The sequence below is a fragment of the Streptomyces sp. NBC_00448 genome (genome assembly GCF_036014115.1).
Taxonomy (GTDB): domain Bacteria; phylum Actinomycetota; class Actinomycetes; order Streptomycetales; family Streptomycetaceae; genus Actinacidiphila.
The window spans coordinates 5,537,144-5,560,950 of record NZ_CP107913.1; the positions used below are offsets into that span (position 1 = coordinate 5,537,144).

A 23,807-nucleotide genomic window follows, 5' to 3' on the forward strand; every position below is an offset into this window, starting at 1 on the left:
GCGCGTGTCACGGCGGAGCGTGTCGCGGAGGACGACAGCGCTGCTTGGTTGAGTGGGCATCAGCACGCAGCCTCGGTCGGGACGGTGGAGCCTGGGACGGGCTCCGTCAGGGGAACAGTGGCACCCGGGGGTGCCGGGAGGACGGTCCGGCGGTTCCGGTCGGGCCGGGCTAGATCGCCATCCCGTAGACGATGGTGAACAGCGTGCCGAGGGAACCGATGATGAACACGCCGGTCAGACCGGCGATGATCAGCCCCTTGCCCTGCTCCGCGCTGAAGGTGTCGCGCAGCGCGGTCGCGCCGATCCGCTGCTTGGCCGCGCCCCAGATGGCCAGGGCCAGGCACAGCAGGATCGCCACCGCCATGACCACCTCGACCATCACACGCGCTTCGTTGCCGAGGGAACCGAAGGGTCCCCAGTCCGGGGCGATGCCACCGATGATGGTGTTGATGTCGCCCTTCGCCGCTGCCAGAAACATGTAACTCACCACCCCGCTCGATCAGTTGACTCCCTCGCCGGGGCGCAAGGGGCCATCATCTATCTTGACGGAGGAATCCGCTGTTGGATGTCGACTGGGCGACTTTCTCGGCGGATCGTCCGTGTGATCCGGCCCGCACCCGTCAGACTGGGGACGGACCGGTGTTCGAGGGACACAGACGACTACTGTGTGTATCACGAGCATCACCGTAGGGCAACGAAGAGGGCGGGATCGTACAAGGATCGGAAGGGTGGGGACCTCGTGCGCCGGATCTGGCTCATCGTCATCATCGCTCTGGGCCTGTGCTTTTCGTTCCTCGCGCTGCTCGTGGTGGGCACGTTCTCGGCCGCCGCGGGCCTGTCGGACGGCGAGAACGGGCAGGCGGTGACGTTGGCCAAGGGTTCGGTCCCGGCCGAGTACGAGCCGATCGTGGCGAAGTGGGGCGACCTGTGCCCGTCGCTCAACCCGTCGCTGCTGGCCGCGCAGCTCTACCAGGAGAGCGGGTGGAACGCCCACGCGCAGAGCGGGGCGGACGCGCAGGGCATCGCGCAGTTCATCCCGGGCACCTGGGCCACCCACGGCATCGACGGCAACGGCGACGGCAAGGCCGACGTGTGGGACCCGCAGGACGCGATTCCCTCGGCCGCCACGTACGACTGCCAGCTCGCCGCCTACGTGAAGGACGTGCCGGGCGACAACACCGACAACATGCTCGCCTCCTACAACGCCGGCGCCTACGCGGTGATCAAGGCCGGCGGCGTCCCGCCGTACGCCGAGACGCAGAACTACGTGAAGACCATCCGCTCCCTGGCGCAGAGCTTCGCGGCGCCGGTCGCGCGGCTGGAGCCGACCGAGCAGGCCGCGGGCGCGATCACCTACGCGCAGTCGAAGCTCGGCACCAAGTACCTGTGGGGCGGGGAGGGCACGGCGGCGCAGGGCGGCCGGTTCGACTGCTCGGGGCTGACGCAGGCGTCGTACCACGCGGTCGGGGTGACCTTGCCGCGGGTGGCCAACGACCAGTGGAACGCCGGGCCGCACCCGAGCCGGGCCGAACTGCTCCCCGGCGACCTGGTCTTCTTCGCCTACGATCTGAGTGACCCGCGCTCCATCCACCACGTCGGGATCTACGTGGGCGGTGGCTACATGATCGACGCGCCGCACACCGGCGCGGTGATCCGGTTCGACCCGATCGACTCGCCCGACTACATCGGGGCGACCCGGGTCACCGCGAGCGGGGCGCAGGCGCTGCCCACCGCGTCGTCGGCGTCGTCCGCGTCCTGACGGAGCGTCTCCTCCGGGAGCCGTGACGGAGGACACCCGTGTGACGAGTGCGCAGGGTGATGCTCGGCCCCAAGGCTGGGGGGTTTCCGGCCGCCCGACCGTTCCCCCTGGTCACCCTTGCATAACAGCATGGTGATCATCTGGCGAAGACCGGAACGCTACGTAGTGTGCCGACCGTTGTACGGGGGAGAATGGCGCGAGACGCAAGCGACGGGGGTTGCGCACGAGCCGACCGTGAACGCACCTTCCAGTTGCGTTGCCCGACGAGGGGTGGACCCGATGGCGAAGGTCACAGGCGACACCGTGAACCCCGACGTCAGCCTGCTGCGCGGGATCAACGGCCTGTCCGGGCACGCCTCGCACGGCGTGGACCGGGCCGTGGCGTGGGCCGGCGGATACGGCCTGGTCGCCCTGGCCCTGGTGCTGGCCGTCTGGTGCTGGTGGCGGGTGGCCCGGCGGGCCGAGGACGCGCCGGCCGCGGTCGCCGGCGTGCTGTGGTCGGGACTCGCGGCCGGGATCGCGACGCTGCTCGACCTGCCGATCCGGGCCTTCGTCCAGCGGCCCCGTCCCTACGCCGACCACGACGGCCTCCATGTGCTGGTGCACGACGGCGGCTACTCCTTCGTCAGCGTGCGCAGCGCAGTCATCGCCGCCGTCGCGGTCGGGCTGTTCACCGTCGACCGCAGGTTCGGCGTGATCGCGCTGCTGGCCGCGCTCGCCGAGGGCTTCTGCGACATCTACGTCGGCACGCACTACCCGACCGATGTGATCGGCGGCTTCGCGCTCGGCGCCGCCACCGTGCTGCTGCTGACCGCGCCCGCCCTCGCGCTGCTCACCCGGCTCACCACCGGGGTGGCCCGCGGCCGCGCCGCGGTGCTGGTCCGCTCCTCACCGAGCGCCGCACCCGCGGCCAGCCGGCTGGGCCCACGCAAGGTCCGGCACAGCGCCACCGACAAGGACCTGGCGGCGTAAGGACCGCGCGGTGCCTGCGCCGGGCCGCCCGTTCGGGGCCGGCGGCTACAGCGCCTGCGGGAAGTCGAAGAGGCGGTTCGGGTCGAGCTGCTTCTTCAGGGCGGTCAGCCGGTCGGCGTTCGGTCCGTAGTACGCGGTGCGCCAGTCGGTCAGCGACGGGTCGGTGTAGTTCTGGTAGGCGGCGCCGGACGCGTAGCGGCGCAGGGCCGTGTGGGTGTCGTCCAGCCATGAGGTGGCGGACAGTTCGTGGGAGGCGAGGTACTGCGCCAGGAAGCGCGAGCCGCGGTGGGAGAAGGCGGTGGCCGTGGCGGAGGGGCGGTTGACCGCGCCGCCCAGCGCGGTGAGGGCGATGCTGCCGGCGCCGCCGCCGGACTGGCCGGCGAGCTGCTGCAACCGGCCGACCAGCGCCTGGACGCCGCCGGCCGGCAGGTTGACGTCGTAGAAGTCGGAGCGCGCGGTGTACGTGTCCCGCTCCAGGCTGCCGACCGGGGCGAGATGGCACTGGGCTGCGCTGCGGCCCTCGCAGCCGGCGTAGGAGAACATCGCATCGACGTAGGTGTGCGGGCGCAGTGACACCGAGGTGGCGGGGGCGCCGACCGCGGTGGCCAGCCGGTCCGCGGCGGCGGCGAGGTCGTCGCGCGACCCTGTGGAGGTCATCGCGACCGAGACGGTGGGGCTCTGGCCGACCGTGCAGTTCAGGTCGAGCGCGGACCAGATGTGGTCGGGCAGGTCGGGACCCCAGCTCTGCCAGCCGCCGACCAGGTCGGCGGCGTGGCTCCACGGCCAGGTCAGATAGCCGGTGACCACGGCCGGCACCGGGTGGGTGGCGAACGTCAGGGACGTCACCACGCCGAAGTTGCCGTTGCCCGCGCCGCGCAGCGCCCAGAAGACGTCCGGCTCGGCGTCGGCGGACACCGCGTGGCTGCGGCCGTCCGCGGTGATCAACGTCGCGCCGATGAGGTTGTCGCAGGTCAGCCCCATCGAACGGCTCATCACGCCATGACCGCCGCCGAGCGTGAGCCCCGAGACGCCCACCGACGGGCACGACCCGCCCGGGATCGTCCGGCCGTACTGCGCAAGGGTGTTGTAGACGTCGATGAGCTTGGCGCCCGCGCCGATCGTGGCGGTCGTGCCGTTCACCCGGATCGAGTCGAGCTTCGAGACGTCCACGATCAGCCGGCCGGTGCCGCTGGACCAGCCCGCGTACGAGTGGCCACCGCTGCGGACGACGGGCGTGATCCCGGTACGGCGGGCGAACTCCAGGCAGGTGCGGATGTCGTCGGCGCCGGTGACATACGCGACCGCGGCCGGCCGGAGCGAGTCGAAACGGGTGTTGTAGAGGCGGCGGTCCACGTCATACCCGCTGTCCTGCGGGCGCACCAGCGACCCGTCCAGCGACCTTGCCAGCGTCGGCCAGTCCGGCTTCACCGGTGACGGGGTGCCCGACGCGGTCGGCTTCGCGGACGAGGGCGTCCCCGAACCCGAGGCGGGCGCGGGCGCTTTCGCGTCGTCCCCGCCGCCGTCGCCGCACCCGCTCAGCGCCGTCGCGGCCAGCACCCCGCCGCCCGCCTTCAGCGCGGTTCGCCGCTTTACCCTGCGGGGGCTTTTGCCGACAACCCGGCTCCGGTTTTCTCCCCGGCCCATGCGTTCCACCGTCGCATCCACGCGTGTGGCCCGAACCCGGGCCTGGAGGCAGGTGCGTTCCGCCACACCCGCACCTTCAGAAACCCAAGACGCCGCATCACCTCTGCCGGTTGCGATCACTTGCTGGGCAGCCCCCATGTGCCGGTGGCCCCATCGAACCCGCCGCGGGGGCCGAGCCGGTGGGCCCGGCGCGCCACGGAGGGTGGCTGGCCGCGCAGTTCTCCCCCTGTCTTCGCCGGGAGGTACCCCCACCCCCAGAGCTTCGCCTGGGTGGGGGTGCCCCCGGCGGAGCCAGGGGGAGTACCCCCAGCGCCCCCTGAGTATGTGCGGCTGTTCCCCAGCGCACCAGCCCGTAGCGGGTACGGGAAGCAGGCAACGGCGAGCAACCCCCTCAGGGGCGCTGGGGTACCTCCCGGCGAAGCCAGGGGGAGAACGGCGCGCTCAGCCACTTACGGACGGGTGATCCGGGGACCGTCCGTACAAGGCACCCCGGGCGGACAGGGGCACCCTTAGGCGGGGTGGTCTTCCGCGTCGCGGCGAGCACGGTCCCGCGCTCGGCGAGCCGGTCCCTTCCACCCGCACGAGCACCGCGCCACCGCGAAGGCCCCCCGTTCGACGACGGCCACGTCATGACGGCCATCACCGCCGGAGGCACACCCCGTTGTTCCGACATCGGACACGACTCCACCGTAACGGGCGTGACGGCCCGCTCAAGACCGTCGTTATCCCGGTGAGACCCAGCCGGTAGGGCGGGTGCAGGGATGGACGGGCGATGGTGGCAACGGTGACCCCAGAGGCGGGCACGACGAGTGCGACAGCAGACGGCGGGCCGACGGACGCCCACCGCCCGGACCACGGGCAGAACAGGCCTTACGGGCGGTTCGGGCAGCACGGGCGCCGCGGCCCCGCGACACCGCGGAAGTCCGCGGCCGCGGCCGCCGCGCTGGTGTGCGCGGCCGCGCTGGCATCGGGCTGCGGCGGCCCGGCCGCGGGCACCTCCGCGGGCTCGACCCCCGCGGACGCGGCCCAGACCCGCGCCGTCACCAACGCCGCCGACACCCTGGTCAAAGCGGGCAGCTCGAAGGTGGTCACCGCGATGCGGATGGCCAGCGGCGGCACCTGGGTCACCATCACCGGCACCGGCGGCTTCGACTACGCCGAGCAGCGGGGCGAGGTGGTGGTGCTGCTGCCCAAGGACGCGGTCGGCAAGGAGGAGCACAAGCCGATCACCGAACTGATGACGCCCGGCGCCCTCTACATGAAGAACCGCGGCGCGGGCGTCCCCGCCGGCAAGTGGGTCCGGGTGGACACCACCCGCCTCCCCGACGGGAACCTGGTCACCGGCGGCGCCACCGAACCGCTGGCCGCCGCCGAACTGCTGCGCGGCGCCGAGGACGTGACGTACTCCGGCACCGAGCAACTGCAAGGCGTCCAGGTGCGGCACTTCCGGGGCACCACCGACATCGCGAGGGCCGCCCGGATCGCCTCGCCCGCGGTGCGCGGCCCGCTGAGCGCCGCGGCGGCGGGCTTCACGGTGACCCGGGTGCCGTTCGACGCGTGGCTGGACGCGCAGGGGCGGCTGCGTAAGCTCACCGAGCGGTTCACGATGAGCACCACGGCCGACGGCAAGAGCACCGACCGCAAGGGCACCGGCACCCCGAAAAGCACCGGGGCCGCCGGCCAGGATGTGACAGTTGTCTCCACCACGACCTACGACGCGTTCGGCACCCCGGTCGCGGTGACCACGCCCGGCGGTACCGACATCTGGACCGGCAAGATCGTTTCTGCCCAGCCGTAGACCGGGGCACCGCCGGAACGGGCCTACTGGAAATGGTCCATCCGTGCCATGCGCCGGGTCACGTATGGTCCCTACGCTTGATGACGGCCGTTCGCAGGCGTACGGGGATGCGTAGAGGAGGTGGTGCGGGTATGGCGCCGTCGCCCATGACATCGGTGCAGGACGATCCAGTGGCGCTGGCCGAGATCGATCTGTGCGGCGAGCTGATGATCGCCGCTTCCGCCGCCGTCGAGGAGCGGTTGAGCTTCGACCGGATCGACGAGGTGCTGGAGGTCGCCCGGGTCCCGCTGGCCCAGGCGAACTAGCCCTCCCCAACCCCGCCCGCGCCGCGCCTGCCTCCACCCGGCACCGCGCCCGGACCGCGACCCCGCTTCCGCCCGCGCCGCGACTACGTGCGCAGCAGTCGCGCTATCGCCGCCGTCGCCTCGGCGACCTTCTCGTCGATCTCCGGGCCGCCGCCGACCGCGGCCGCGGCCACGCAGTGCCGCAGGTGCTCCTCCAGCAGCTGGAGCGCGAAGGACTGCAGCCCCTTGGTGCTCGCCGAGACCTGGGTGAGGATGTCGATGCAGTACACGTCCTCCTCGACCATCCGCTGCAGTCCGCGCAGCTGACCCTCGATCCTGCGCAGCCGTTTCAGATGGGACTCTTTGTCATGGCTGTAGCCATGCGGCCCGTGCGGCTTCACAATCTCCCCGGCGATGCCTTCCGTGGCCATCCGCTTGCCTGCCCTTCTGTCCCGTTATACCCCCGATGGGTATAGCTTACCGAATCGATACCCTGTGCGAGGCATCCCCTGTCAGGGGGACTTCGTCCGATGGGCGACACTGGTGGACGCCGGTTAGCCGCGGCCGGATGATGCACCTAGCATCAACGAGACCGAAACTCATGCACCCCGAGGACCTCACGTGCGCTTTCGTCTGACCCCCAGGGAGACGAGCTTCTATGACATGTTCGCCGCATCCGCGGACAACATCGTCACCGGTTCGAAGCTTCTGATGGAACTGCTCGGGGCCGATTCGCCGACCCGGACCGAGATCGCAGAACGCATGAGGGCGGCCGAGCACGCCGGGGACGACGCGACCCACGCGATCTTCCACCAGCTCAACTCCTCCTTCATCACGCCGTTCGACCGGGAGGACATCTACACCCTCGCCGGTTCGCTGGACGACATCATGGACTTCATGGAGGAGGCCGTCGACCTGGTCGTCCTCTACAACGTCGAGGAGCTGCCCAAGGGCGTCGAGCAGCAGATCGAGGTGCTGGCCAGAGCCGCCGAGCTGACCGCCGAGGCGATGCCCAACCTGCGCACCATGTCGAACCTGACCGAGTACTGGATCGAGATCAACCGGCTGGAGAACCAGGCCGACCAGATCCACCGCAAGCTGCTCGCGCACCTGTTCAACGGCAAGTACGACGCGATCGAGGTGCTGAAGCTCAAGCAGATCGTCGACGTGCTGGAAGAGGCGGCCGACGCGTTCGAGCACGTCGCCAACACGGTGGAGACCATCGCGGTCAAGGAGTCCTGACCTTCGTGGACACCTTCGTTCTGGTCGTGACCATCGGGGTCGCGCTCTTCTTCACGTACACCAACGGCTTCCACGACTCGGCGAACGCCATCGCCACCTCGGTCTCCACCCGCGCGCTGACCCCCAAGGCGGCGCTGGCGATGGCCGCGGTGATGAACCTGCTCGGCGCCTTCCTCGGCTCCAAGGTGGCCTCCACCGTGAGCAAGGGCCTGATCGCCACGCCACACGGCCGCAACGGGATGGCCATCCTGTTCGCCGCGCTCGCCGGAGCCATTGTATGGAACCTGGTCACCTGGTATTTCGGGCTGCCGTCGAGTTCAAGCCACGCGCTGTTCGGCGGTCTGGTCGGCGCGGCGCTCGCCGGCGGCACCCAGGTGCACTGGGACGGCGTGGTCGACAAGGTCATCGTGCCGATGTTCCTCTCGCCGGTGGTCGGCCTGCTCGTGGGCTACCTGGTGATGATGGCGATCCTGTGGTTCTTCCGCGGTTCCAACCCGCACAAGGCCAAGCGCGGCTTCCGGATGGCGCAGACCGTCTCGGCGGCCGCGATGGCACTCGGCCACGGTCTGCAGGATGCCCAGAAGACGATGGGTGTGGTGGTGCTGGCGCTGGTGATCCACGACCCGAGCCGCGGATTCGGCATCCCGATCTGGGTGAAACTGATCTGTGCGGCGATGATGTCGCTGGGCACCTACGCGGGCGGCTGGCGGATCATGCGGACCCTCGGCCGCCGGATCATCGACCTCGACCCGCCGCAGGGCTTCGCCGCCGAGACCACCTCCGCGGCGATCCTCTACACCACCTCGTACGTCTTCGCGGCGCCGGTCTCCACCACGCACGTCATCACCTCGGCGATCATGGGCGTGGGGGCGACCAAACGGGTCAAGGCGGTCCGCTGGGGCGTGGCGAAGAACATCGTCGGCGGCTGGTTCATCACGATGCCGGCCGCGGCGGTCGTCGCCGCCGTCTGCTTCTACCTGGTCCGGCTGGTCTTCGGCTGACCCCGGCCGGCCACTCCGTCGGCAGGGTCATCTTGCGAACGGCCTCGCTGAACGGTCATGCGAAGGGCCCCGGCCCCCTCAAGGGGAACCGGGGCCCGCGCGCCCTGCGGTGGCACCGCCATGCAGCACCGCACGGCGGTCTGGGATCAGCCGAAGCGGCCGGAAATGTAGTCCTCGGTCGCCTGGACCGACGGGTTGGAGAAGATCCGCTGGGTCTCGTCGATCTCGATCAGCTTGCCGGGCTGCCCGACGGCGGCCAGGTTGAAGAACGCGGTACGGTCCGACACCCGCGCGGCCTGCTGCATGTTGTGCGTGACGATCACGATCGTGAAGCGTTCCTTCAGCTCCCCGATCAGGTCCTCGATGGCGAGGGTGGAGATCGGGTCGAGCGCGGAGCACGGCTCGTCCATCAGCAGCACCTGCGGCTCGACCGCGATGGCGCGGGCGATGCACAGCCGCTGCTGCTGGCCGCCGGAGAGCCCGGAGCCGGGCTTGTTCAGCCGGTCCTTGACCTCGTTCCAGAGGTTGGCGCCCTTGAGGGACTTCTCGACGATGGTGTCGAGCTCGCCCTTCTTGCGGACGCCGTTGAGCCGCAGGCCGGCCGCCACGTTGTCGTAGATCGACATGGTGGGGAACGGGTTCGGGCGCTGGAAGACCATGCCGACGGTGCGCCGCACCGTCACCGGGTCCACGCCGCTGGCGTACAGGTTCTCGTCGTCCAGCATCACCTTGCCCTCGACGCGGCCGCCGGGGGTGACCTCGTGCATGCGGTTCAAGGTGCGCAGGAAGGTGGACTTGCCGCAGCCGGACGGGCCGATGAAGGCGGTCACGGAGCCGGGCTCGACGGTCATCGAGATGTCGTCGATGGCCTTGTGGCTGCCGTAGTAGGCGGACAGGCCGCTGACGTCGATGCGTTTGGCCATGGTGGGGATCACTTCATTTCTCTAGGTCTGCTGATGGCCGCGTCAGCGACCTGAGTGCTGCGGCGCCTTCCAGCGCGCGATGAGCCGGGCCACGAGGTTCAGGATCATCACGAAGCCGATCAGGACCAGGGCCGCGCCCCAAGCACGGGCGTAGCTCGCCGGGTTGCCGTTCACGTACTGCTGGTAGATGTAGAACGGCAGCGATTCCTGCGGGCCCTTGAAGGGGTTGTTGTTGATGTACTGGGCGCCGTAGATCAGCAGGGCGACCGGGGCGCTCTCGCCGGCGATCCGGGCCAGCGCCAGCATCACGCCGGTGGTGATGCCGCCGATGGCGGTGGGGACGACCACCTTGGTGATGGTCCGCCACTTCGGCACGCCCAGGGCGAAGGACGCCTCGCGCAGCTCGTTCGGCACGAGCTTGAGCATCTCCTCGGTGGAGCGGACCACGATCGGCGTCATCAGGATCGCCAGTGCCAGCGAGCCGGCGAAGCCGGACTGCGGCGCCTTGTCGAAGGCCACGAACCACAGCGACAGGATGAACAGGCCCGCCACGATCGAGGGGATGCCGGTCATCACGTCGACGAAGAAGGTGACCACCTTGGCGAGCCAGCCCCGGCCGTACTCGACCAGGTAGACCGCGGTGAGGATGCCGATCGGGGTGGCGATGGCGGCGGAGATCGCGACCTGCTCCACGGTGCCGATGATGGCGTGGTAGATGCCGCCGCCGGGCTCGATGGTGAGCACGTTCTTCATCGAGTGGGTCAGGAAGGTGCCGTCGATCACGCCGGCGCCCTGCTTGATCGTGGTCTCGATCAGCGAGTACAGCGGCAGGACGGCCAGGATGAACGCGGACCAGACCAGGCTGGTGGCCACCCGGTCCTTGGCCTGGCGACGGCCCTCGACCTGGGCGGTGATCACGTACGACCCGGCGACGAAGAGCAGCAGCGCGATCAGGCCCCACTGGATGTGGCTGTGCAGGCCCGCGCCGGCGCCGATGGCGACGGCCACCACGATCGCGCCGAGCGCGATCGCCGGCGGTGTCCAGCGCGGCAGCCGCCGGGTCGCCAGCCGCGGGGAGGTGGGGAGGGCGGGGGACGGCGTCGCGTCGACAGCGGTCTCGGTCATGCGTTGGCCCCCGAGTACTCCTTGCGCCGGGCGATGATCAGCCGGGCGGCTCCGTTGACCAGCAGCGTGATGACGAAGAGCACCAGGCCGGACGCGATCAGGGCGTCCCGGCCGTACTGGGTGGCCTCACCGAACTTGGCGACGATGTTCTGCGAGAAGGTGCCGCCGGCCGGGTCCAGCAGGTGCGCGTTCAGGGTCGGCGAGGCGGACAGCACGGTGGCCACCGCCATGGTCTCGCCGAGCGCGCGGCCCAGGCCCAGCATCGAGGCGGAGATGATGCCGGAGCGGGCGAAGGGGAGCACCGACATGCGGATGACTTCCCAGCGGGTCGCGCCGAGCGCGAGCGCCGCCTCCTCGTGCATCTTCGGCACCTGGCGGATCACCTCGCGGCTGACGTTGGTGATGATCGGCAGGATCATGATCGCCAGCAGGATGCCCACCGTGAACAGCGAGCGCGGGGTGGAGTTCGGGTCGTCCTTGTGGAAGAGGACCGTCCAGCCCAGGTAGTCGTTGAGCCAGAGGTTCAGGCCGCGCAGGTGCGGCACCAGGAAGAGCGCGCCCCACAGGCCGTAGATGATGCTGGGCACCGCGGCGAGCAGGTCGATGACGTACGCGATCACGTCGCCGAGCCGGCGCGGCGCGTAGTGCGTGATGAACAGCGCGATGCCGACCGCGATGGGCACGGCGATGGCCATCGCGATCACGGCGCTGACCACGGTGCCGTAGGCGAGGACGGCGATGCCGAACTTCGGCGGGGTCAGGGCCGCGTTCCACTCGAAGGTGGTGAAGAAGTTCGCGTGGTCCTTGGAGATGGCGCTGACCGCGCGGACGGTCAGGAAGAGCGCGATGGCGCCCATGATCACGAGGACGAAGATGCCCGAGCCGCGGGAGAGTCCGGCGAAGATCCGGTCGCCCGGGCGGGTGACCGTCTTCGCCTGGGGCGGCGGCGGGGCGGTGGGGGGTGGTGCGGTGGTTGTCATGGGGAACTCCGGTCTGGGGTGGGGGAGGACTGCTCCCCCGGCGGCGGTGCACCGGATGTACGGCGGGCCCCGCGGTGGTCGTGTCGACCGCGGGGCCCGCCGCGTGGGTCAGGAGAGAGCGGTGACGGCGGAGCGGACCTTCGTGGCGATCGCGTCGGGCAGCGGGGCGTAGCCGGCGCTGGACAGCTGGCCCTGGCCATCGGTGCTCGCGATGTAGTTCAGGAAGGACTTCGTCAGCGGCAGGGTGTCGGACTTGTTGCCCTTGTCGCAGGCGATCTCGTACGTCACCAGGACGATCGGGTAGGCGTTGTCCGCCTTGGTGGTGTACGCCGCGCTCAGGTCGAGCGCCAGGTCGGAGCCGGTGCCGACGACCTTGGCCTGCGCGATGCCCGCGGAGGCGTTGGCGCTGCTGGCCTCGACCGGCTGCGAGGCGCCGGTGGCGATCTTGACGGTCGGGATCTGGTCGGCGGTCGCGTAGGACAGCTCGAAGTAACCGATCGCGCCCTCGGTCTGCTTGACCTGCGAGGCCACGCCGGAGGACTGGGCGACGGCCTGGCCGCCGTGACCCGCCCACGCCTTGGCGTGCGGGTACGGCCAGTCGGCCTTGGCCGCGCCACCGAGGTACTTGGTGAGGTTGTCGGTGGTGCCGGAGTCGTCCTGGCGGTGGAAGCTCTGGATCTTGGTGCTCGGCAGGCTGGCGCTCGGGTTGAGCTTCTTGATCGCCGGGTCGTTCCACTTGGTGATCTTGCTGTTGAAGATCTTCGCCAGGGTGGGGGCGTCCAGCACCAGGTCGTTCACGCCGGGCAGGTTGTAGCCGATCGCGATCGGGCCGCCGACCATCGGGATGCTGATGCCCTCGCCGCCGGTGCACACCTTCTTGGAGGAGGCGATCTCGTCGGGGGCGAGCGGGGAGTCGGAACCGGCGAAGGCGTCCGTGCCCTGGTTGAAGTCGATGATGCCCTGGCCGGACGACGACGGCTTGTAGTTGATCGTCGCGCCGGAGCACGCCTGCTGGTAGTTCTTCACCCAGGCTTCCATCGCGTTCTGCTGAGCGGTGGAGCCGGAGGACAGGATCTGTCCCTTGGCGCAGGAGATCGACGACGCGTTCGTCGACGAGCTGGCCGAACCGCTGGGCGCCGACGAGCTGTTGTCACTGCTGTCGTTGTTGTCCGAACCGCAGGCGGTCAGGACCAGCGCGCCGGTAATCGCGACCGCGCCGACGGTCAAGGCCCGCAGTCCGCTCTTACGCTGAAGCTTCACCTTCGTGTGTTCCTTCCAAAAGCCCGCCGGTGGACGGCGAAGCAGAGGGTTTGGTGATCTGCATCCACCCGGCGCCTTGCTGCTCACCGGTAAGGCCGAAATTAGGCAGATCAGATGAAGCGGCCAACGGGGGAGAGTGAACGCGAGGTGAACCTCATCCGTCGGTGTGGTGGCCCGGTGCGGGGAGGCTGCTCGGATGAGCCGGGTGGGGTGCGCGAGGAGCACGTGACCTGGGCATGGGACCGGCGCACGGAGGCCCGCGGGCGCCGGCCGGAGGGCACGGCGGGACCGGGCGGCGGGGGGCGCGCCGACCGTACGGGGGCGGGCGCTACGGCGCGACAGGGCGTGCGAGGGCGCTAAGGCGACGGGTGCGCCACGGCGCTACGGCGATACCGCGCCACGGGGCCCGCGCGGCCGGTCAGTCCGCCAGGGTGCCCAGCAGCGCGGTGATCAGCTCGCGGTCCCGGTCGTGGGTGAGCCGGCGCCGGGCCGCCTCCGGGGCGAGCCAGGCCACCCGGTCGACCTCGTCGTTGGGCGAGAAGGGCGGCGCGGCTGGCCCGGACGGTGCCTCGGCGGCCCAGTACCTGACCTCCTTGGGGCGCCCGGCGGTCCAGTAGTGCGCGGCCGGCAGCGGCGTGCCGAGCACGCACTCCACGCCGGTCTCCTCCCGGGTCTCGCGCACCGCGGCCGCCGCGTGGTCCTCGCCCCGCTTCAACTTGCCCTTGGGCAGGCTCCAGTCGTCGTACCGCGGCCGGTGGATGAGCGCGACCTCGATCCCGCCGCCGTCCGCGGCGCGTCGCCACAGCACGGTGCCGGCCGCCCTGACCGTGGTGCTCATGACTGCCACAACCGGGAGAACGAGAAGCGGGCGGCCTCCACCTCGTGCCGCTGGTCGGCGTGCAGCACCCCCAGCGCGTACGCGGTGGCCGGGGCGATCCGGGGGGTGCGGGCCGCGGTGGACACCGCGGCGGCCGACTCGGCGGCCTCGTGGTGCCGCTGGAGGACGAGCGCGGCCTCGGCCAGCCGCGGGTCGCCATGGCCGCCGGCCCCGGGCACCTCGGCGGCGTACCGGCTCAGCCGCAGCAGGATGCGCACCTGGTGCCAGGGCGCGTCCTGGAGGTCCGCGGTGAGTTCGGCGCCGAGCGCGGCCTGCACCGCCTCGGCGTTGTACGGGTGCGCGGCCCGGCGCAGCGGCAGCGTGCCGGCCGCCTCGGCGAGCCGGGAGTGCGCCTGCTCGGCCAGTGGCGGCAGCACCACGGCCGCGGGCTGGCCGGCCCGCGCGGTCAGCGGCACCTCGGAGGCGAGCACCGCGATGGAGTCGGCCAGCGCGTGGAAGCGGGCCGAGCCCATCGCCTGCAAGGTCGCCGAGTGCGCCCGGGTACGGGCCAAGGTGAGCTGCCGCTCCAGCAGCGCGGCGGCCCGCGCCGCCCCGACCGCCAGCGGCGCGCCGGTCTGCGTGGGAACCGGGCCGCGCGCGGCGACCGCCGCGACGCCGCCTGCTCCGCCCGACCGCGGCCCCGGGGGCCGGCCGCTCCCGCCCGCCGGTTCCGTGCCGAGACCGGCTCCGGCCGCCGCGTCCGCGCCCGTACGCCGGCCGTACGCCGGTCCGGGCACGGGGCCAGGACTGGTCGCCGGGTCGGTGTCCCGCCGGGCGCCCTGGGGGAGCGGCGGAGGCGGGAGCGGGTCCTCGGGCGGGGCGAGGGCGGACAGCCGGCGCAGCGCGTCCAGCAGGCGGCCGAGCCGCACCGCGTACTGCGGCTCGCGGCCGAGGGTGGCGCCCAGCCAGCCCAGTTCGGCCCGCATCGGCTCCGCCCAGGCCAGGTCGGTCAGCTCGCCGTAGGTGTGCAGCACGCCGGCGATCCGCCGGGAACTGCCGCGCAGCAGCGAGTCCGCCACGGCCTCGTCGTCGCCGCGCACGCCGAGCCCGCGCAGGAACGCGGTCGCCTGCGTGCGCAGATAGGACGACAGCGCCTCGCCCGCGCTCCTGCCGTCGGCCCCCGTGCTGACGCCCACCGCGCTGCTCCCCGTGTCCGTGCCGTCGCCCGGTCGACCGGGGATCTCCTGTGCGAGCAGGTCGCTATGTTGCTGCTGACGGGCCACGCCGGCGCCTCCGGGCGTCGATGAGCATTTCCTGGACGTTGCGCAGCGGGCGGCCGTCGGAGTCGGTGCTGTGCCGGGTCCAGTCGCCGTCGGCCGCCAGGTGCCAGGACGCCGTGGCGTCCGACATCCCGGTCTCCAGCAACCCGTTGAGCGTGGCGCGGTGGCCCGGGTCGGTGACCCGTACCAGCGCCTCGATCCGGCGGTCGAGGTTGCGGTGCATCATGTCGGCGCTGCCCAGCCACACCTCGGGCTCGCCGCCGTTGCCGAAGACGAACACCCGGGAGTGCTCCAGGAACCGGCCGAGCACGCTGCGTACCCGGATGTTCTCCGACAGGCCGTCCACGCCTGGTCTGACCGCGCAGATGCCGCGCACCCAGATGTCGACCGGCACGCCGGCCTGCGAGGCGCGGTAGAGCGCGTCGATCACCACCTCGTCGACGATCGAGTTCACCTTCACCCGCACGTAGGCGGGGCGCCCGGCGCGGTGGTGGCCGATCTCGGCGAGGATGCGCTGGATCAGCCCGTCGCGCAGGCTGCGCGGGGCGACCAGCAGCCGGTTGTACGTCTCGCGGCGCGAGTAGCCGGACAGCCGGTTGAACAGGTGGGAGAGGTCCGCGCCGACCTTGGGGTCGGCGGTGAGCAGGCCCAGGTCCTCGTACAGCCGGGCGGTCTTCGGGTGGTAGTTGCCGGTGCCGACGTGGCTGTAGCGGCGCAGGGTGTCGCCTTCCTGGCGGACCACCAGCGACAGCTTGCAGTGCGTCTTGAGGCCGACCAGGCCGTAGACGACGTGGCAGCCGGCCTCCTCCAGCTTGCGGGCCCACTTGATGTTGGCCTGCTCGTCGAAGCGGGCCTTGATCTCCACCAGCACCAGTACCTGCTTGCCCGCCTCGGCCGCGTCGATCAGCGCGTCCACGATCGGCGAGTCACCGGAGGTGCGGTAGAGCGTCTGCTTGATGGCCAGCACGTCGGGGTCGGCGGCGGCCTGGTCGAGGAAGGACTGCACGGAGGTGGAGAACGAGTCGTACGGGTGGTGCAGCAGGACGTCCCGCTCGCGCATCGCGGCGAAAATGTCCGGCGGCGAGGCGGACTCGACCTCGGCGAGGTCGCGGTGGGTGCCGGCCACGTAGGGCGGGAACTTCAGCTCCTCGCGGTCCAGGGCGGCGATCGCGAAGAGCCCGGTCAGGTCGAGCGGGCCGGGCAGCGGATAGACCTCGGTGTGCTTCATCTTCAGCTCGTGGACGAGCAGGTCGAGCACCCGCGGCGCGATCGACTCCTCGACCTCCAGCCGCACCGGCGGCCCGAAGCGGCGCCGCATCAGCTCCTTCTCCAGGGCCTGCAGCAGGTTCTCCGCGTCGTCCTCCTCGACCTCCAGGTCCTCGTTGCGGGTGACGCGGAACATGTGGTGGTCGAGGACCTCCATGCCCGGGAACAGCTCGTCGAGGTGGGCGGCGATCACGTCCTCCAGCGGGACGTACCGCTGCGGGCTCGCCTCCAGCAGCCGGGACAGGATCGGCGGCACCTTCACCCGGGCGAAGTGCTCGTGCCCGGAGACCGGGTTGCGGACCACCACCGCGAGGTTCAGCGACAGGCCGGAGATGTACGGGAAGGGGTGCGCCGGGTCGACCGCGAGCGGGGTCAGCACCGGGAAGATCTGCTTGCGGAAGAGGGTGGCCAGCCGGGCCTGCTCCTGGCCGGTCAGATCGCCCCAGCGGATGACGTGGATGCCCTCGTCGGCCAACTGCGGGCCGACGTCGTTCTGGAAGCAGGCGGCGTGCCGGGCCATCAGCTCGCGGGACCGGGTCAGGATCAGGTCCAGCACGTCGCGCGGCTGGAGACCGGACGCGGAGCGGGTGGCGACACCGGTGGCCATCCTGCGCTTCAGGCCGGCCACCCGGACCATGAAGAACTCGTCGAGGTTGCTCGCGAATATGGCCAGGAAGTTCGCGCGTTCCAGGAGCGGGGTGGACGGGTCCTCGGCGAGCTCCAGAACCCGCTCGTTGAACGCCAGCCAGCTGCGCTCGCGGTCCAGGAAACGGCCCTGCGGGAGTTCCTCGCCGAATTCCTCGCCGGCCTCGGCCAGCCCGGGCGGCTCCGGGTCGAGAGCGGGGACCACTCGCGGCCGGAAAGCGCCGTCGGGAGTGCTGAAGGTGCCGTTCGCGGCGTGCCCGCCCGTGCCTCCGGCAGTCTGAGCCGCCTGGGCGGTCTGCGCGGGTACATTCGGGTGGTTTGTCTGGGCCATGGGTTTCGAGCCCTCCTCCGGTTCCGGCACATCCGCCCTATGGGCGGCCCCCGTACGGCGGCCGACGGCCGTCGCTCCATTGTCCCGTGTACCTGCGGGTTTCGGCAGGTCGGGCGGGGGTGTGGGGTGCGGGGCAGCGTGCTGCACCCAGCGATGTTCGCAAGCGCGGTTGAATGACCGGTAAAGAGAGCATTGCCGTCAGGCAAGCGGGGTGCTTCCAGCAAGGGTGCGCTGACCCTCCGGGGTGGCCCTGTCCGCGGTGTACGGGACCTTGCGGTCCGCGGTGACTTGTCGCGCCGTTCTCCCCCTGGCTTCGCCGGGAGGTACCCCCACGCGCCCCTGAGTATGCGCGGCTCTTCCGCGAAAAGACCCTCACCCCCTTCAGCGGCCCGGGTGTGCTTGCTCTGCCCGGTGCTTTGTCGCGCTGGACGACCGCTCGGGCTGCTGCTGCGGGGGTTTGCCGGATCTTCGGTGGGCGGACTGCTGGGCGCGCAGTTCCCCGCGCCCCTGTTTGTGGCTACTCACCGCGGAAGAGGTGCACCATCCAGGGGCACCCGGGGGGCCCTAATTCTCCGTTCGGTACATGAGGTCGGTTTCGTGGGTGGTGAAGCCGAGGCGTTCGTAGACGGCGACGGCGGGCGCGTTGTCGGCGTCGACGTAGAGCATGGCGGTGGCGAGGCCGCGATCCAGGGCGAGGTGGCGCAAGCCGATCGCGGTGAGCGCGCGGCCGAGACCGCTGCCCTGTTCGCCCGGGGCGACCCCGACGACGTAGACCTCGCCCAGCCCCTCGGCCGCGTGCACCTTGGTCCAGTGGAAGCCGACCGGCTCGGAGCCGCGGAAGGCGAGGAAGAACCCGGCCGGGTCGAACCAGGACTCGGCGACGCGGTCGTCGAGGTCGGCGCGGGTGATACCGCCCTGCTCGGGGTGGTGCGCGAAGGCCGCCGCGTTGACCGTGAGCCAGGCGCTCTCGTCCTGGCCGGGCACGAAGGTGCGGACGGTGACGCCGTCGGGCAGCCGGGGCTCGGGCACCCCGGTCAGCTCGGCGTCGAGCGGGCGGCGCATCTGCCGCAGCTCGCGGAAGAGTTTCATGCCGAGCCGCTGGGCGAGGTGCCGAGCGGCGGGATGCCCGCCGTGCGCCCACACCCGCAGCCGCCGGTCGGTGGCGGCGAGCAGCTCCGCCGCCAGCGCCTGCCCGTGGCGCTGCGAGCGGCGCTGGGGGTGCACCACGAACTCGGCGGACGGCGCCTCCACCGGGTCGGTGCCGTCGATCTGCCCGTAGCCGGTCAGCTCCTCGGCCGTCGTGCCGTCCGGTCCCGGCCGCGGCGTCGGTGTCCACAGCAGCAGGTGCCGTACGCCGGGGCGGCCGGCCTTGCGGATGTGCAGCCGGCCCTGTTCCGACACGGCCGGCTGGCCGTCCTCGGCGGCGGCGGCCTCGATCAGGTCGAGGACGGCCCGGGCGGCATCGTCGGGCAGATCGGTGCGGGTCTCGATGCGGCGGTCGCTCATGCCGTGATCGTACGGCGCGGCTCCGTGCCGTCCCGCGGTGCCACCTGGGGCCGTACCGGGATGATCGCGGCCGACACGCAGGCGGTCGCGGCGGCCAGGACGAAGCCCGGCCAGTAGGCGGTCGCCGAGATCAGCGCGGCCATCGCCGGGGGCACCACGGCGGCGGTCAGGTTCTGTCCGGTGTTGTGCACGCCCAGCGCCCGGCCGGACCAGGCCGCACCGGCCCGCTCGGCGGTGGAGGTGAAGGACAGCCCGTTGGTACTGGCCGAGATCGCGATGGCGATGACCAGCAGGACCGGCGTCAGCGGCGACGGGAAGGCGGTGGTCAGCGCGGTGGCGCCGATCACGACGGCGGTGACCGCGGCGAGCTGCCGCATCGGGCGCATCCGCTCGCCGACCGCGTCGGACCAGCGCCCGACCAGGATGCGCGAGACCGCGCCGAACCCCTGGGCGAGCGCGATGAGCTGTCCGGCGTGCACCGACGACCAGCCGCGCACGTCGACCAGCAGCACCAGCGCGAACGCCCCCGCGGTGAACTGCGGGATCACCAGCAGCGCCGCCGAGCCGTGGATGCGCCACAGCACGTTGGAGCCGCGGTACGGGTTCGGCGCGGGCGCGGCCGCCGCCTTACGCGCCCGCGCCGGGTCGGCGGCGAACAGCGCGATCAGCACGGCGATCACCCCGCAGGTCACCGCGAGGAAGCCGATCGCGCCGGGCAGGCCGTGCGCGTCCGACAGCGGCGGCATCGCCAGCGCGGCCACGCCCATGCCCAGCGGCGTGGACGTCTGCCGGATGCCCATCGCCAGGCCGCGTTCCTTCGCGGCGAACCAGCCCATCACCAGCCGGCCGCTGGCGGAGTACACCGAGGCGCCCGCCGCGCCGGCCAGCACCAGCAGCAGTCCGAGGGCGAGCATGCCGTGCGCGGCCCACGCGGCCAGCGCGAGGGCGCCCGCCGCCAGCCCCAGCCCGCAGGCGATCACCACCCGCTCGCCCCAGCGGTCGGCCGCGGCGCCCCACAGATACAGGGCGAGCACGAGACCGGTGGTGGGCGCCGCGACGAGCAGTCCGACCTCGGTCAGCGACAGGTGCTCCTGCTTGCGCAGGGTGTCGGCGAGGTACGGGATGCCGTAGACGAACGCGCAGGCGGCCGTCTGGGCCGCGGTTCCCAGGGCCAGCATCAGCCAGCGACGCATGGGGGCACCTCCTCGGTAGGTGGTGCCCCCAACTATGTCGGCTCACCGAAGGGTGAGACAGAGTATTCCGAATGGTGAGACGGATTCCGACGGCGCCGTGACCCGGGGGGTGCCTCAACTCCCGCTGGGCGGAGGGAAGTCGGCGGGCGGGACGTCGGACGGCTGGGTGTCGGGCGGGAGGTCCGGCGGGGCCGTCGGCGCGCCTGGCAGCCGTAGCGCCGCCAGCGTGCCGCCGCCCGGCGCCGGAGAGAGCGACACCTCGCCGCCGGCCTGCTGTGCGGTGCGGGCCACGATCGACAGCCCCAGGCCGCTGCCCGGCAGCGACCGCGCCGACGGCGAGCGCCAGAACCGCTCGAACACGTGCGGCAGGTCCTCCGCGGGAATGCCCGGGCCGTGGTCCCGCACCGTCAGCAGCCCGCCGCGCAGCCGCACCTCGATCTCCCCGCCGGGCGGGGAGAACTTCACCGCGTTGTCCATCAGGTTCACGATCGCCCGCTCCAGCGCGGCCGCCTCCGAGCGGACGAACCACGGCGCCACGTCCGCGACGATCTTCAGGTCGGGGCCGCGCAGCCGGGCCCGGGCCAGCGCCGTCTCCGTCACCTCGTGCAGCGCCACCACCTGGAGCGTCGGCCCCGCGTCCGGCCGGGACAGCTCCTGGAGGTCCCCGATCAGCGAGGCCAGCTCCGTCATCTGCGCCTTCACCGACGCCAGCAGCGCCTTGCGGTCCTCCGGCGGGATCGCCCGCCCGGTCGCCTCGCTGCGCTCCAGCAGCTCGATGTTCGTCCGCAGGCTGGTCAGCGGCGTCCGCAGCTCGTGCCCCGCGTCCGCGATGAGCTGCTGCTGGCGGTCCCGGGACGACGCCAGCGCGGCCGTCATCGAGTTGAACGACGCGGACAGCCGGGCGATCTCGTCCTGCCCCTCGACCGGGATGCGGACGTTCAGGTCCTCGGTCCGCGCGATGTGCTCCACGGTCTGGGTGAGGGTGTCCACGGGCCGCAGTCCGGTCTGCGCGATGAGCAGACCCGCGCTGGCCGCGCCGACCGCACCGATCCCGGTGACGGCGAGCAGCACCCAGGCGAGGGTGGTGAGCGGATCGGTGACGACGCTCAGCGGGCGGGCCACGGACAGGGCGACCGGCTGCGTCTGGTCCTGCAGGATCAGCCGCACGTTGGTGTTCACGGTGTACACGCGCAGCGCGGTGCCGTCGCTGTGCACGGTGTGGGTCACGGAGACCCGCTGCGGTCCCGAGGTCGCGATGCTGCGGTCGGCCGCCGTCGTCGCGAACGTCTTGGTGCCCGTGATCAGGCAGGTCTTGCCGTCGGGCAGCACGATCTGGGCGGACACGCTCGACGGGTTGATGTTGTACTGGCCGTTGTCGGGCGCCGCGGACTGGCAGGAGAAGGGACCGAGACGGCTGGCGCGCGAGAGTTGCTGCGTCGCGTCCTCCACGCCCTGGCTGAGTGACCTGTCCAGCTGCGAGTTCAGCTCGTTCCGCGTGATCAGCCAGCAGGCCAACGCGGCCAGCGCGACCGCGATGAGCACCGCGGCCGCCGTGAGGATGGTGAGCCGGGAGCGCAGGGGAAGGCGGTTCACGCGTGCCCGCCGTCGGGGGCGCGCAGCACGTAGCCGACGCCGCGCACGGTGTGCACCAGCCGCGGCATGCCGCCGGCCTCGGTCTTGCGGCGCAGGTACATCACGTACACGTCGAGCGAGTTGGAGGACGGCTCGAAGTCGAAGCCCCACACCGACTTGAGGATCTGCTCCCGGGTCAGCACCTGGCGCGGGTGGGTCAGGAACAGCTCCAGCAGGGTGTACTCGGTGCGGGTCAACTCCACCTGCTGCCCGGCCCGGGTGACCTCGCGGGTGGCCGTGTCCATCCGCAGGTCGGCGAAGGTGAGCGCGTGCGCGTCGTCATCGGTCCGGCCGGGCGGGGTCGCGTACGAGCTGCGGCGCAGCAGCGCGCGCAGCCGGGCGAGCAACTCGTCCAGTTCGAAGGGCTTGACGAGGTAGTCGTCGGCGCCGGCGTCCAGGCCCGTGACGCGGTCGCCGACGGTGTCCCGGGCGGTGAGCATCAGGATCGGCGTGGTCACTCCGCTCGACCGCAGCCGGCGTGCCGTGGTCAGGCCGTCCATCCGCGGCATCAGCACGTCCAGCACGATCGCGTCGGGGCGGTAGCTGTCCGCCTGCTCCAGCGCGGCGAGTCCGTCGGCGGCGAGCGCGGTGTCGTACCCCTCGAACGCCAGGCTGCGGCGCAGCGCTTCCCGTACGGCCGGCTCGTCGTCCACGATCAGCACCCGCGCGGGCGCCTCGCCGCTCTCCCCGTTGCTCATCCGTTCCCTACCTCATGACCCGTCTGTGGTTGTCCCCAGCGTCGCACGTCATCCTCGGCGGATGGCGCCGTTGCGCGTGCGCGGCTCGTCCCCGGCGTGCGGCCGTACGACCGGCCACCCGCCGGGGGACGTATCCGGCGACCACCGCGAGCACCTCCTAGTTGCTGTCCCCGCCGGCCCTCAGGTGCGCGAGGTCGGACGTGACGGTGTTGATCGGGATGGCGAACCCGAGCCCCACGCTGCCCGCGCTCGACGAGGAGGAGCTGCTGTCGGAGGAGCTGGAGTACATCGCCGAGTTGATGCCGACGATCTGCCCGCTCATGTTGATCAGCGCGCCACCGGAGTTGCCCGGGTTGAGCGACGCGTCGGTCTGGATCGCCTTGTACGTGGTCGTGGTGCTGCCGGTGCTGCCGTTGTACTGGTTGCCGCCGAAGGAGAACGGCCACTGGTCGCCGCTGCCGCCCCCGCTGCCCCCGCCGTAGCCCTGCTGGCCCTGGCTCTGGTCCTGGCCCTGGCTCTCCTCGACCGGCACGGTCACGTCGCGGTTGAGCGAGGAGACGATGCCGCTGGTCACGGTGTCGCTGAGGCCCTCGGGCGAGCCGATCGCCACGACCTGGTCGCCGACCGCGAGCCCGGAGGAGTTGCCGAGGACCGCCGCGGGCAGTCCGCTCGCGCCGTTCACCTTGATCAGCGCGAGGTCCTTCTTCGCGTCGGTGCCGACCACCGACGCGGACGCGGTCTTGCCGCTGCTGTAGGTGACGGAGATGCTCTGGGCGCCCGCGATCACGTGGTTGTTGGTGATGATCTGGCCGTTGGAGGTGATGATGACGCCCGCGCCGGTCGACTTGCCGTCGCTGAGGGTCGCGTTGATCTCCACCACGCTGGGGTTGACCGCCTTGTACACGCCGGCCACGCTGCCGTCCACGGCGGAGGCGTTGACCGCTGCGGCGGACGCCACGCTGCTGCCGGAGTTGTCGGTGGCGTGCCCGATCAGCGCGCCGGCGCCGCCGCCGATCACACCCGCGGCCAGGGCCACCGCCGCGGCGAGCGCGAACGGCCGGCTCATCCGGCGGCGCCGGTGCGGGACGGGCGAGGCACCCAGGGGCACGGCACCCACGGCCGCGTAGCCGGCCTGGTAGGCGGGCGGCGGCGGGTAGCCGCCGGAGCTGGTCGCGGTCTCGGGGGCCGGGGGAACCACCGACCCCTGGATCACGGTGTGCCCGGGCTCGCCGCCGCCGTAGTACGGGTCCTGGTAGCCGCCCCCGGAGTGCGGGTGCGGCTGCACGGGCGGAGCCGCGGGGGTGGGCGGCTCGGAGTACGGCGCCTGCGGGTCGGGCTGGAGCGGAAGCTGCGGGTCGTACGGAAACTGGGGTTCGCCGTTGCGGCTGCTCTCGCTGGTCATGTCTATGACTGTGTGCCCGGTTCATGAGAGCTTCCTGAGTGCACGCTGA

21 protein-coding genes are annotated in these 23,807 nt (G+C 71.6%); 6 read left to right on the forward strand and 15 right to left on the reverse strand.

The window, feature by feature from the left end:
- Positions 1-169: 169 nt before the first annotated feature.
- A complete protein-coding gene (locus OG370_RS23615) occupies positions 170-478 on the reverse strand; it encodes a hypothetical protein (RefSeq protein WP_328467452.1) in 309 nt (102 codons plus the stop codon).
- A gap of 261 nt (positions 479-739) precedes the next feature.
- Here OG370_RS23615 and OG370_RS23620 point away from each other — a divergent pair, with 261 nt between their 5' ends.
- Complete coding sequence (locus tag OG370_RS23620; RefSeq protein ID WP_328467454.1) at positions 740-1,759, forward strand: bifunctional lytic transglycosylase/C40 family peptidase; 1,020 nt, start codon at positions 740-742, stop codon at positions 1,757-1,759.
- Positions 1,760-2,038: 279 nt separating this feature from the next.
- The gene (locus OG370_RS23625) at positions 2,039-2,731 is read left to right on the forward strand and encodes a phosphatase PAP2 family protein (RefSeq protein WP_328467456.1); all 693 of its coding nucleotides are present in this window, start codon (positions 2,039-2,041) and stop codon (positions 2,729-2,731) included.
- A 45-nt stretch (positions 2,732-2,776) separates the two neighbouring features.
- Here OG370_RS23625 and OG370_RS23630 read toward each other — a convergent pair whose 3' ends face one another.
- Positions 2,777-4,375: an FAD-binding oxidoreductase gene (locus OG370_RS23630; RefSeq protein WP_328467458.1), complete on the reverse strand. Its 1,599-nt coding sequence runs from the start codon at positions 4,373-4,375 to the stop codon at positions 2,777-2,779.
- Positions 4,376-5,321: 946 nt separating this feature from the next.
- Here OG370_RS23630 and OG370_RS23635 point away from each other — a divergent pair.
- Positions 5,322-6,173 carry a hypothetical protein gene (locus OG370_RS23635; protein WP_443060889.1) on the forward strand — a complete coding sequence of 284 codons (852 nt, stop codon included), beginning with the start codon at positions 5,322-5,324 and terminating at the stop codon, positions 6,171-6,173.
- A 146-nt stretch (positions 6,174-6,319) separates the two neighbouring features.
- Positions 6,320-6,478, forward strand: a complete 159-nt coding sequence (locus OG370_RS23640) for a hypothetical protein (RefSeq protein ID WP_328474908.1) — start codon at positions 6,320-6,322, stop codon at positions 6,476-6,478.
- An 83-nt stretch (positions 6,479-6,561) separates the two neighbouring features.
- On the opposite strand, the gene OG370_RS23645 is transcribed toward OG370_RS23640, so the two are convergent.
- Positions 6,562-6,888 carry a metal-sensitive transcriptional regulator gene (locus tag OG370_RS23645; protein ID WP_328467462.1) on the reverse strand — a complete coding sequence of 109 codons (327 nt, stop codon included), beginning with the start codon at positions 6,886-6,888 and terminating at the stop codon, positions 6,562-6,564.
- A gap of 190 nt (positions 6,889-7,078) precedes the next feature.
- On the opposite strand from OG370_RS23645, the gene OG370_RS23650 reads away from it, so the two are divergent.
- Positions 7,079-7,699, forward strand: a complete 621-nt coding sequence (locus tag OG370_RS23650; RefSeq protein WP_328467464.1) for a DUF47 domain-containing protein — start codon at positions 7,079-7,081, stop codon at positions 7,697-7,699.
- 5 nt (positions 7,700-7,704) lie between these two features.
- Positions 7,705-8,700, forward strand: coding sequence for an inorganic phosphate transporter (locus tag OG370_RS23655; RefSeq protein WP_328467466.1), 996 nt, complete (start codon positions 7,705-7,707; stop codon positions 8,698-8,700).
- Between the two features lie 146 nt (positions 8,701-8,846).
- Here OG370_RS23655 and pstB read toward each other — a convergent pair whose 3' ends face one another.
- The 12 genes from pstB to OG370_RS23715 all read right to left on the reverse strand — a co-directional run bounded on the left by pstB (position 8,847) and on the right by OG370_RS23715 (position 23,758).
- Positions 8,847-9,623, reverse strand: coding sequence for a phosphate ABC transporter ATP-binding protein PstB (gene pstB, locus OG370_RS23660; RefSeq protein WP_328467468.1), 777 nt, complete (start codon positions 9,621-9,623; stop codon positions 8,847-8,849).
- Positions 9,624-9,665: 42 nt separating this feature from the next.
- On the reverse strand, positions 9,666-10,748 hold the full coding sequence (gene pstA / locus OG370_RS23665) for a phosphate ABC transporter permease PstA (RefSeq protein WP_328467470.1): 1,083 nt from the start codon (positions 10,746-10,748) through the stop codon (positions 9,666-9,668).
- Positions 10,745-11,728 (reverse strand): phosphate ABC transporter permease subunit PstC, encoded by a 984-nt coding sequence (pstC, locus tag OG370_RS23670; protein ID WP_328467472.1) that lies wholly within the window; start codon positions 11,726-11,728, stop codon positions 10,745-10,747. The genes pstA and pstC overlap by 4 nt, the downstream gene beginning before the upstream one ends.
- 108 nt (positions 11,729-11,836) lie before the next feature.
- Complete coding sequence (pstS, locus tag OG370_RS23675; RefSeq protein WP_328467474.1) at positions 11,837-12,988, reverse strand: phosphate ABC transporter substrate-binding protein PstS; 1,152 nt, start codon at positions 12,986-12,988, stop codon at positions 11,837-11,839.
- A gap of 418 nt (positions 12,989-13,406) precedes the next feature.
- The gene (locus OG370_RS23680) at positions 13,407-13,826 is read right to left on the reverse strand and encodes an NUDIX hydrolase (protein ID WP_328467476.1); all 420 of its coding nucleotides are present in this window, start codon (positions 13,824-13,826) and stop codon (positions 13,407-13,409) included.
- A complete protein-coding gene (locus OG370_RS23685; protein ID WP_328467478.1) occupies positions 13,823-15,088 on the reverse strand; it encodes a CHAD domain-containing protein in 1,266 nt (421 codons plus the stop codon). Before OG370_RS23685 ends, OG370_RS23680 begins: the two co-directional genes overlap by 4 nt.
- Positions 15,066-17,327, reverse strand: a complete 2,262-nt coding sequence (locus OG370_RS23690; RefSeq protein ID WP_328467480.1) for an RNA degradosome polyphosphate kinase — start codon at positions 17,325-17,327, stop codon at positions 15,066-15,068. Before OG370_RS23690 ends, OG370_RS23685 begins: the two co-directional genes overlap by 23 nt.
- A 564-nt stretch (positions 17,328-17,891) precedes the next feature.
- Positions 17,892-18,833 (reverse strand): mycothiol synthase, encoded by a 942-nt coding sequence (gene mshD / locus OG370_RS23695; RefSeq protein WP_328467482.1) that lies wholly within the window; start codon positions 18,831-18,833, stop codon positions 17,892-17,894.
- Positions 18,830-20,026: an MFS transporter gene (locus OG370_RS23700; protein ID WP_328467484.1), complete on the reverse strand. Its 1,197-nt coding sequence runs from the start codon at positions 20,024-20,026 to the stop codon at positions 18,830-18,832. The genes mshD and OG370_RS23700 overlap by 4 nt, the downstream gene beginning before the upstream one ends.
- Before the next feature lie 114 nt (positions 20,027-20,140).
- On the reverse strand, positions 20,141-21,619 hold the full coding sequence (locus OG370_RS23705) for a sensor histidine kinase (protein ID WP_328467486.1): 1,479 nt from the start codon (positions 21,617-21,619) through the stop codon (positions 20,141-20,143).
- Entirely contained in the window at positions 21,616-22,356 is a 741-nt protein-coding gene (locus OG370_RS23710; protein ID WP_328467488.1) for a response regulator transcription factor, read from the reverse strand. The genes OG370_RS23705 and OG370_RS23710 overlap by 4 nt, the downstream gene beginning before the upstream one ends.
- Before the next feature lie 157 nt (positions 22,357-22,513).
- Positions 22,514-23,758: a S1C family serine protease gene (locus OG370_RS23715; RefSeq protein WP_328467490.1), complete on the reverse strand. Its 1,245-nt coding sequence runs from the start codon at positions 23,756-23,758 to the stop codon at positions 22,514-22,516.
- Positions 23,759-23,807 lie beyond the last annotated feature (49 nt).

Bases quoted from the DNA above. Each gene is read 5' to 3' on its own strand.
- pstB (WP_328467468.1), bottom strand. From the start codon at position 9,623: ATGGCCAAACGCATCGACGTCAGCGGCCTGTCCGCCTACTACGGCAGC.
- OG370_RS23710 (WP_328467488.1), bottom strand. From the start codon at position 22,356: ATGAGCAACGGGGAGAGCGGCGAGGCGCCCGCGCGGGTGCTGATCGTG.
- OG370_RS23630 (WP_328467458.1), bottom strand. From the start codon at position 4,375: ATGGGCCGGGGAGAAAACCGGAGCCGGGTTGTCGGCAAAAGCCCCCGC.
- OG370_RS23615 (WP_328467452.1), bottom strand. From the start codon at position 478: ATGTTTCTGGCAGCGGCGAAGGGCGACATCAACACCATCATCGGTGGC.
- pstC (WP_328467472.1), bottom strand. From the start codon at position 11,728: ATGACAACCACCGCACCACCCCCCACCGCCCCGCCGCCGCCCCAGGCG.
- OG370_RS23645 (WP_328467462.1), bottom strand. From the start codon at position 6,888: ATGGCCACGGAAGGCATCGCCGGGGAGATTGTGAAGCCGCACGGGCCG.
- OG370_RS23625 (WP_328467456.1), top strand. From the start codon at position 2,039: ATGGCGAAGGTCACAGGCGACACCGTGAACCCCGACGTCAGCCTGCTG.
- OG370_RS23680 (WP_328467476.1), bottom strand. From the start codon at position 13,826: ATGAGCACCACGGTCAGGGCGGCCGGCACCGTGCTGTGGCGACGCGCC.
- pstA (WP_328467470.1), bottom strand. From the start codon at position 10,748: ATGACCGAGACCGCTGTCGACGCGACGCCGTCCCCCGCCCTCCCCACC.
- mshD (WP_328467482.1), bottom strand. From the start codon at position 18,833: ATGAGCGACCGCCGCATCGAGACCCGCACCGATCTGCCCGACGATGCC.
- OG370_RS23700 (WP_328467484.1), bottom strand. From the start codon at position 20,026: ATGCGTCGCTGGCTGATGCTGGCCCTGGGAACCGCGGCCCAGACGGCC.
- OG370_RS23715 (WP_328467490.1), bottom strand. From the start codon at position 23,758: ATGACCAGCGAGAGCAGCCGCAACGGCGAACCCCAGTTTCCGTACGAC.
- OG370_RS23690 (WP_328467480.1), bottom strand. From the start codon at position 17,327: ATGGCCCAGACAAACCACCCGAATGTACCCGCGCAGACCGCCCAGGCG.
- OG370_RS23640 (WP_328474908.1), top strand. From the start codon at position 6,320: ATGACATCGGTGCAGGACGATCCAGTGGCGCTGGCCGAGATCGATCTG.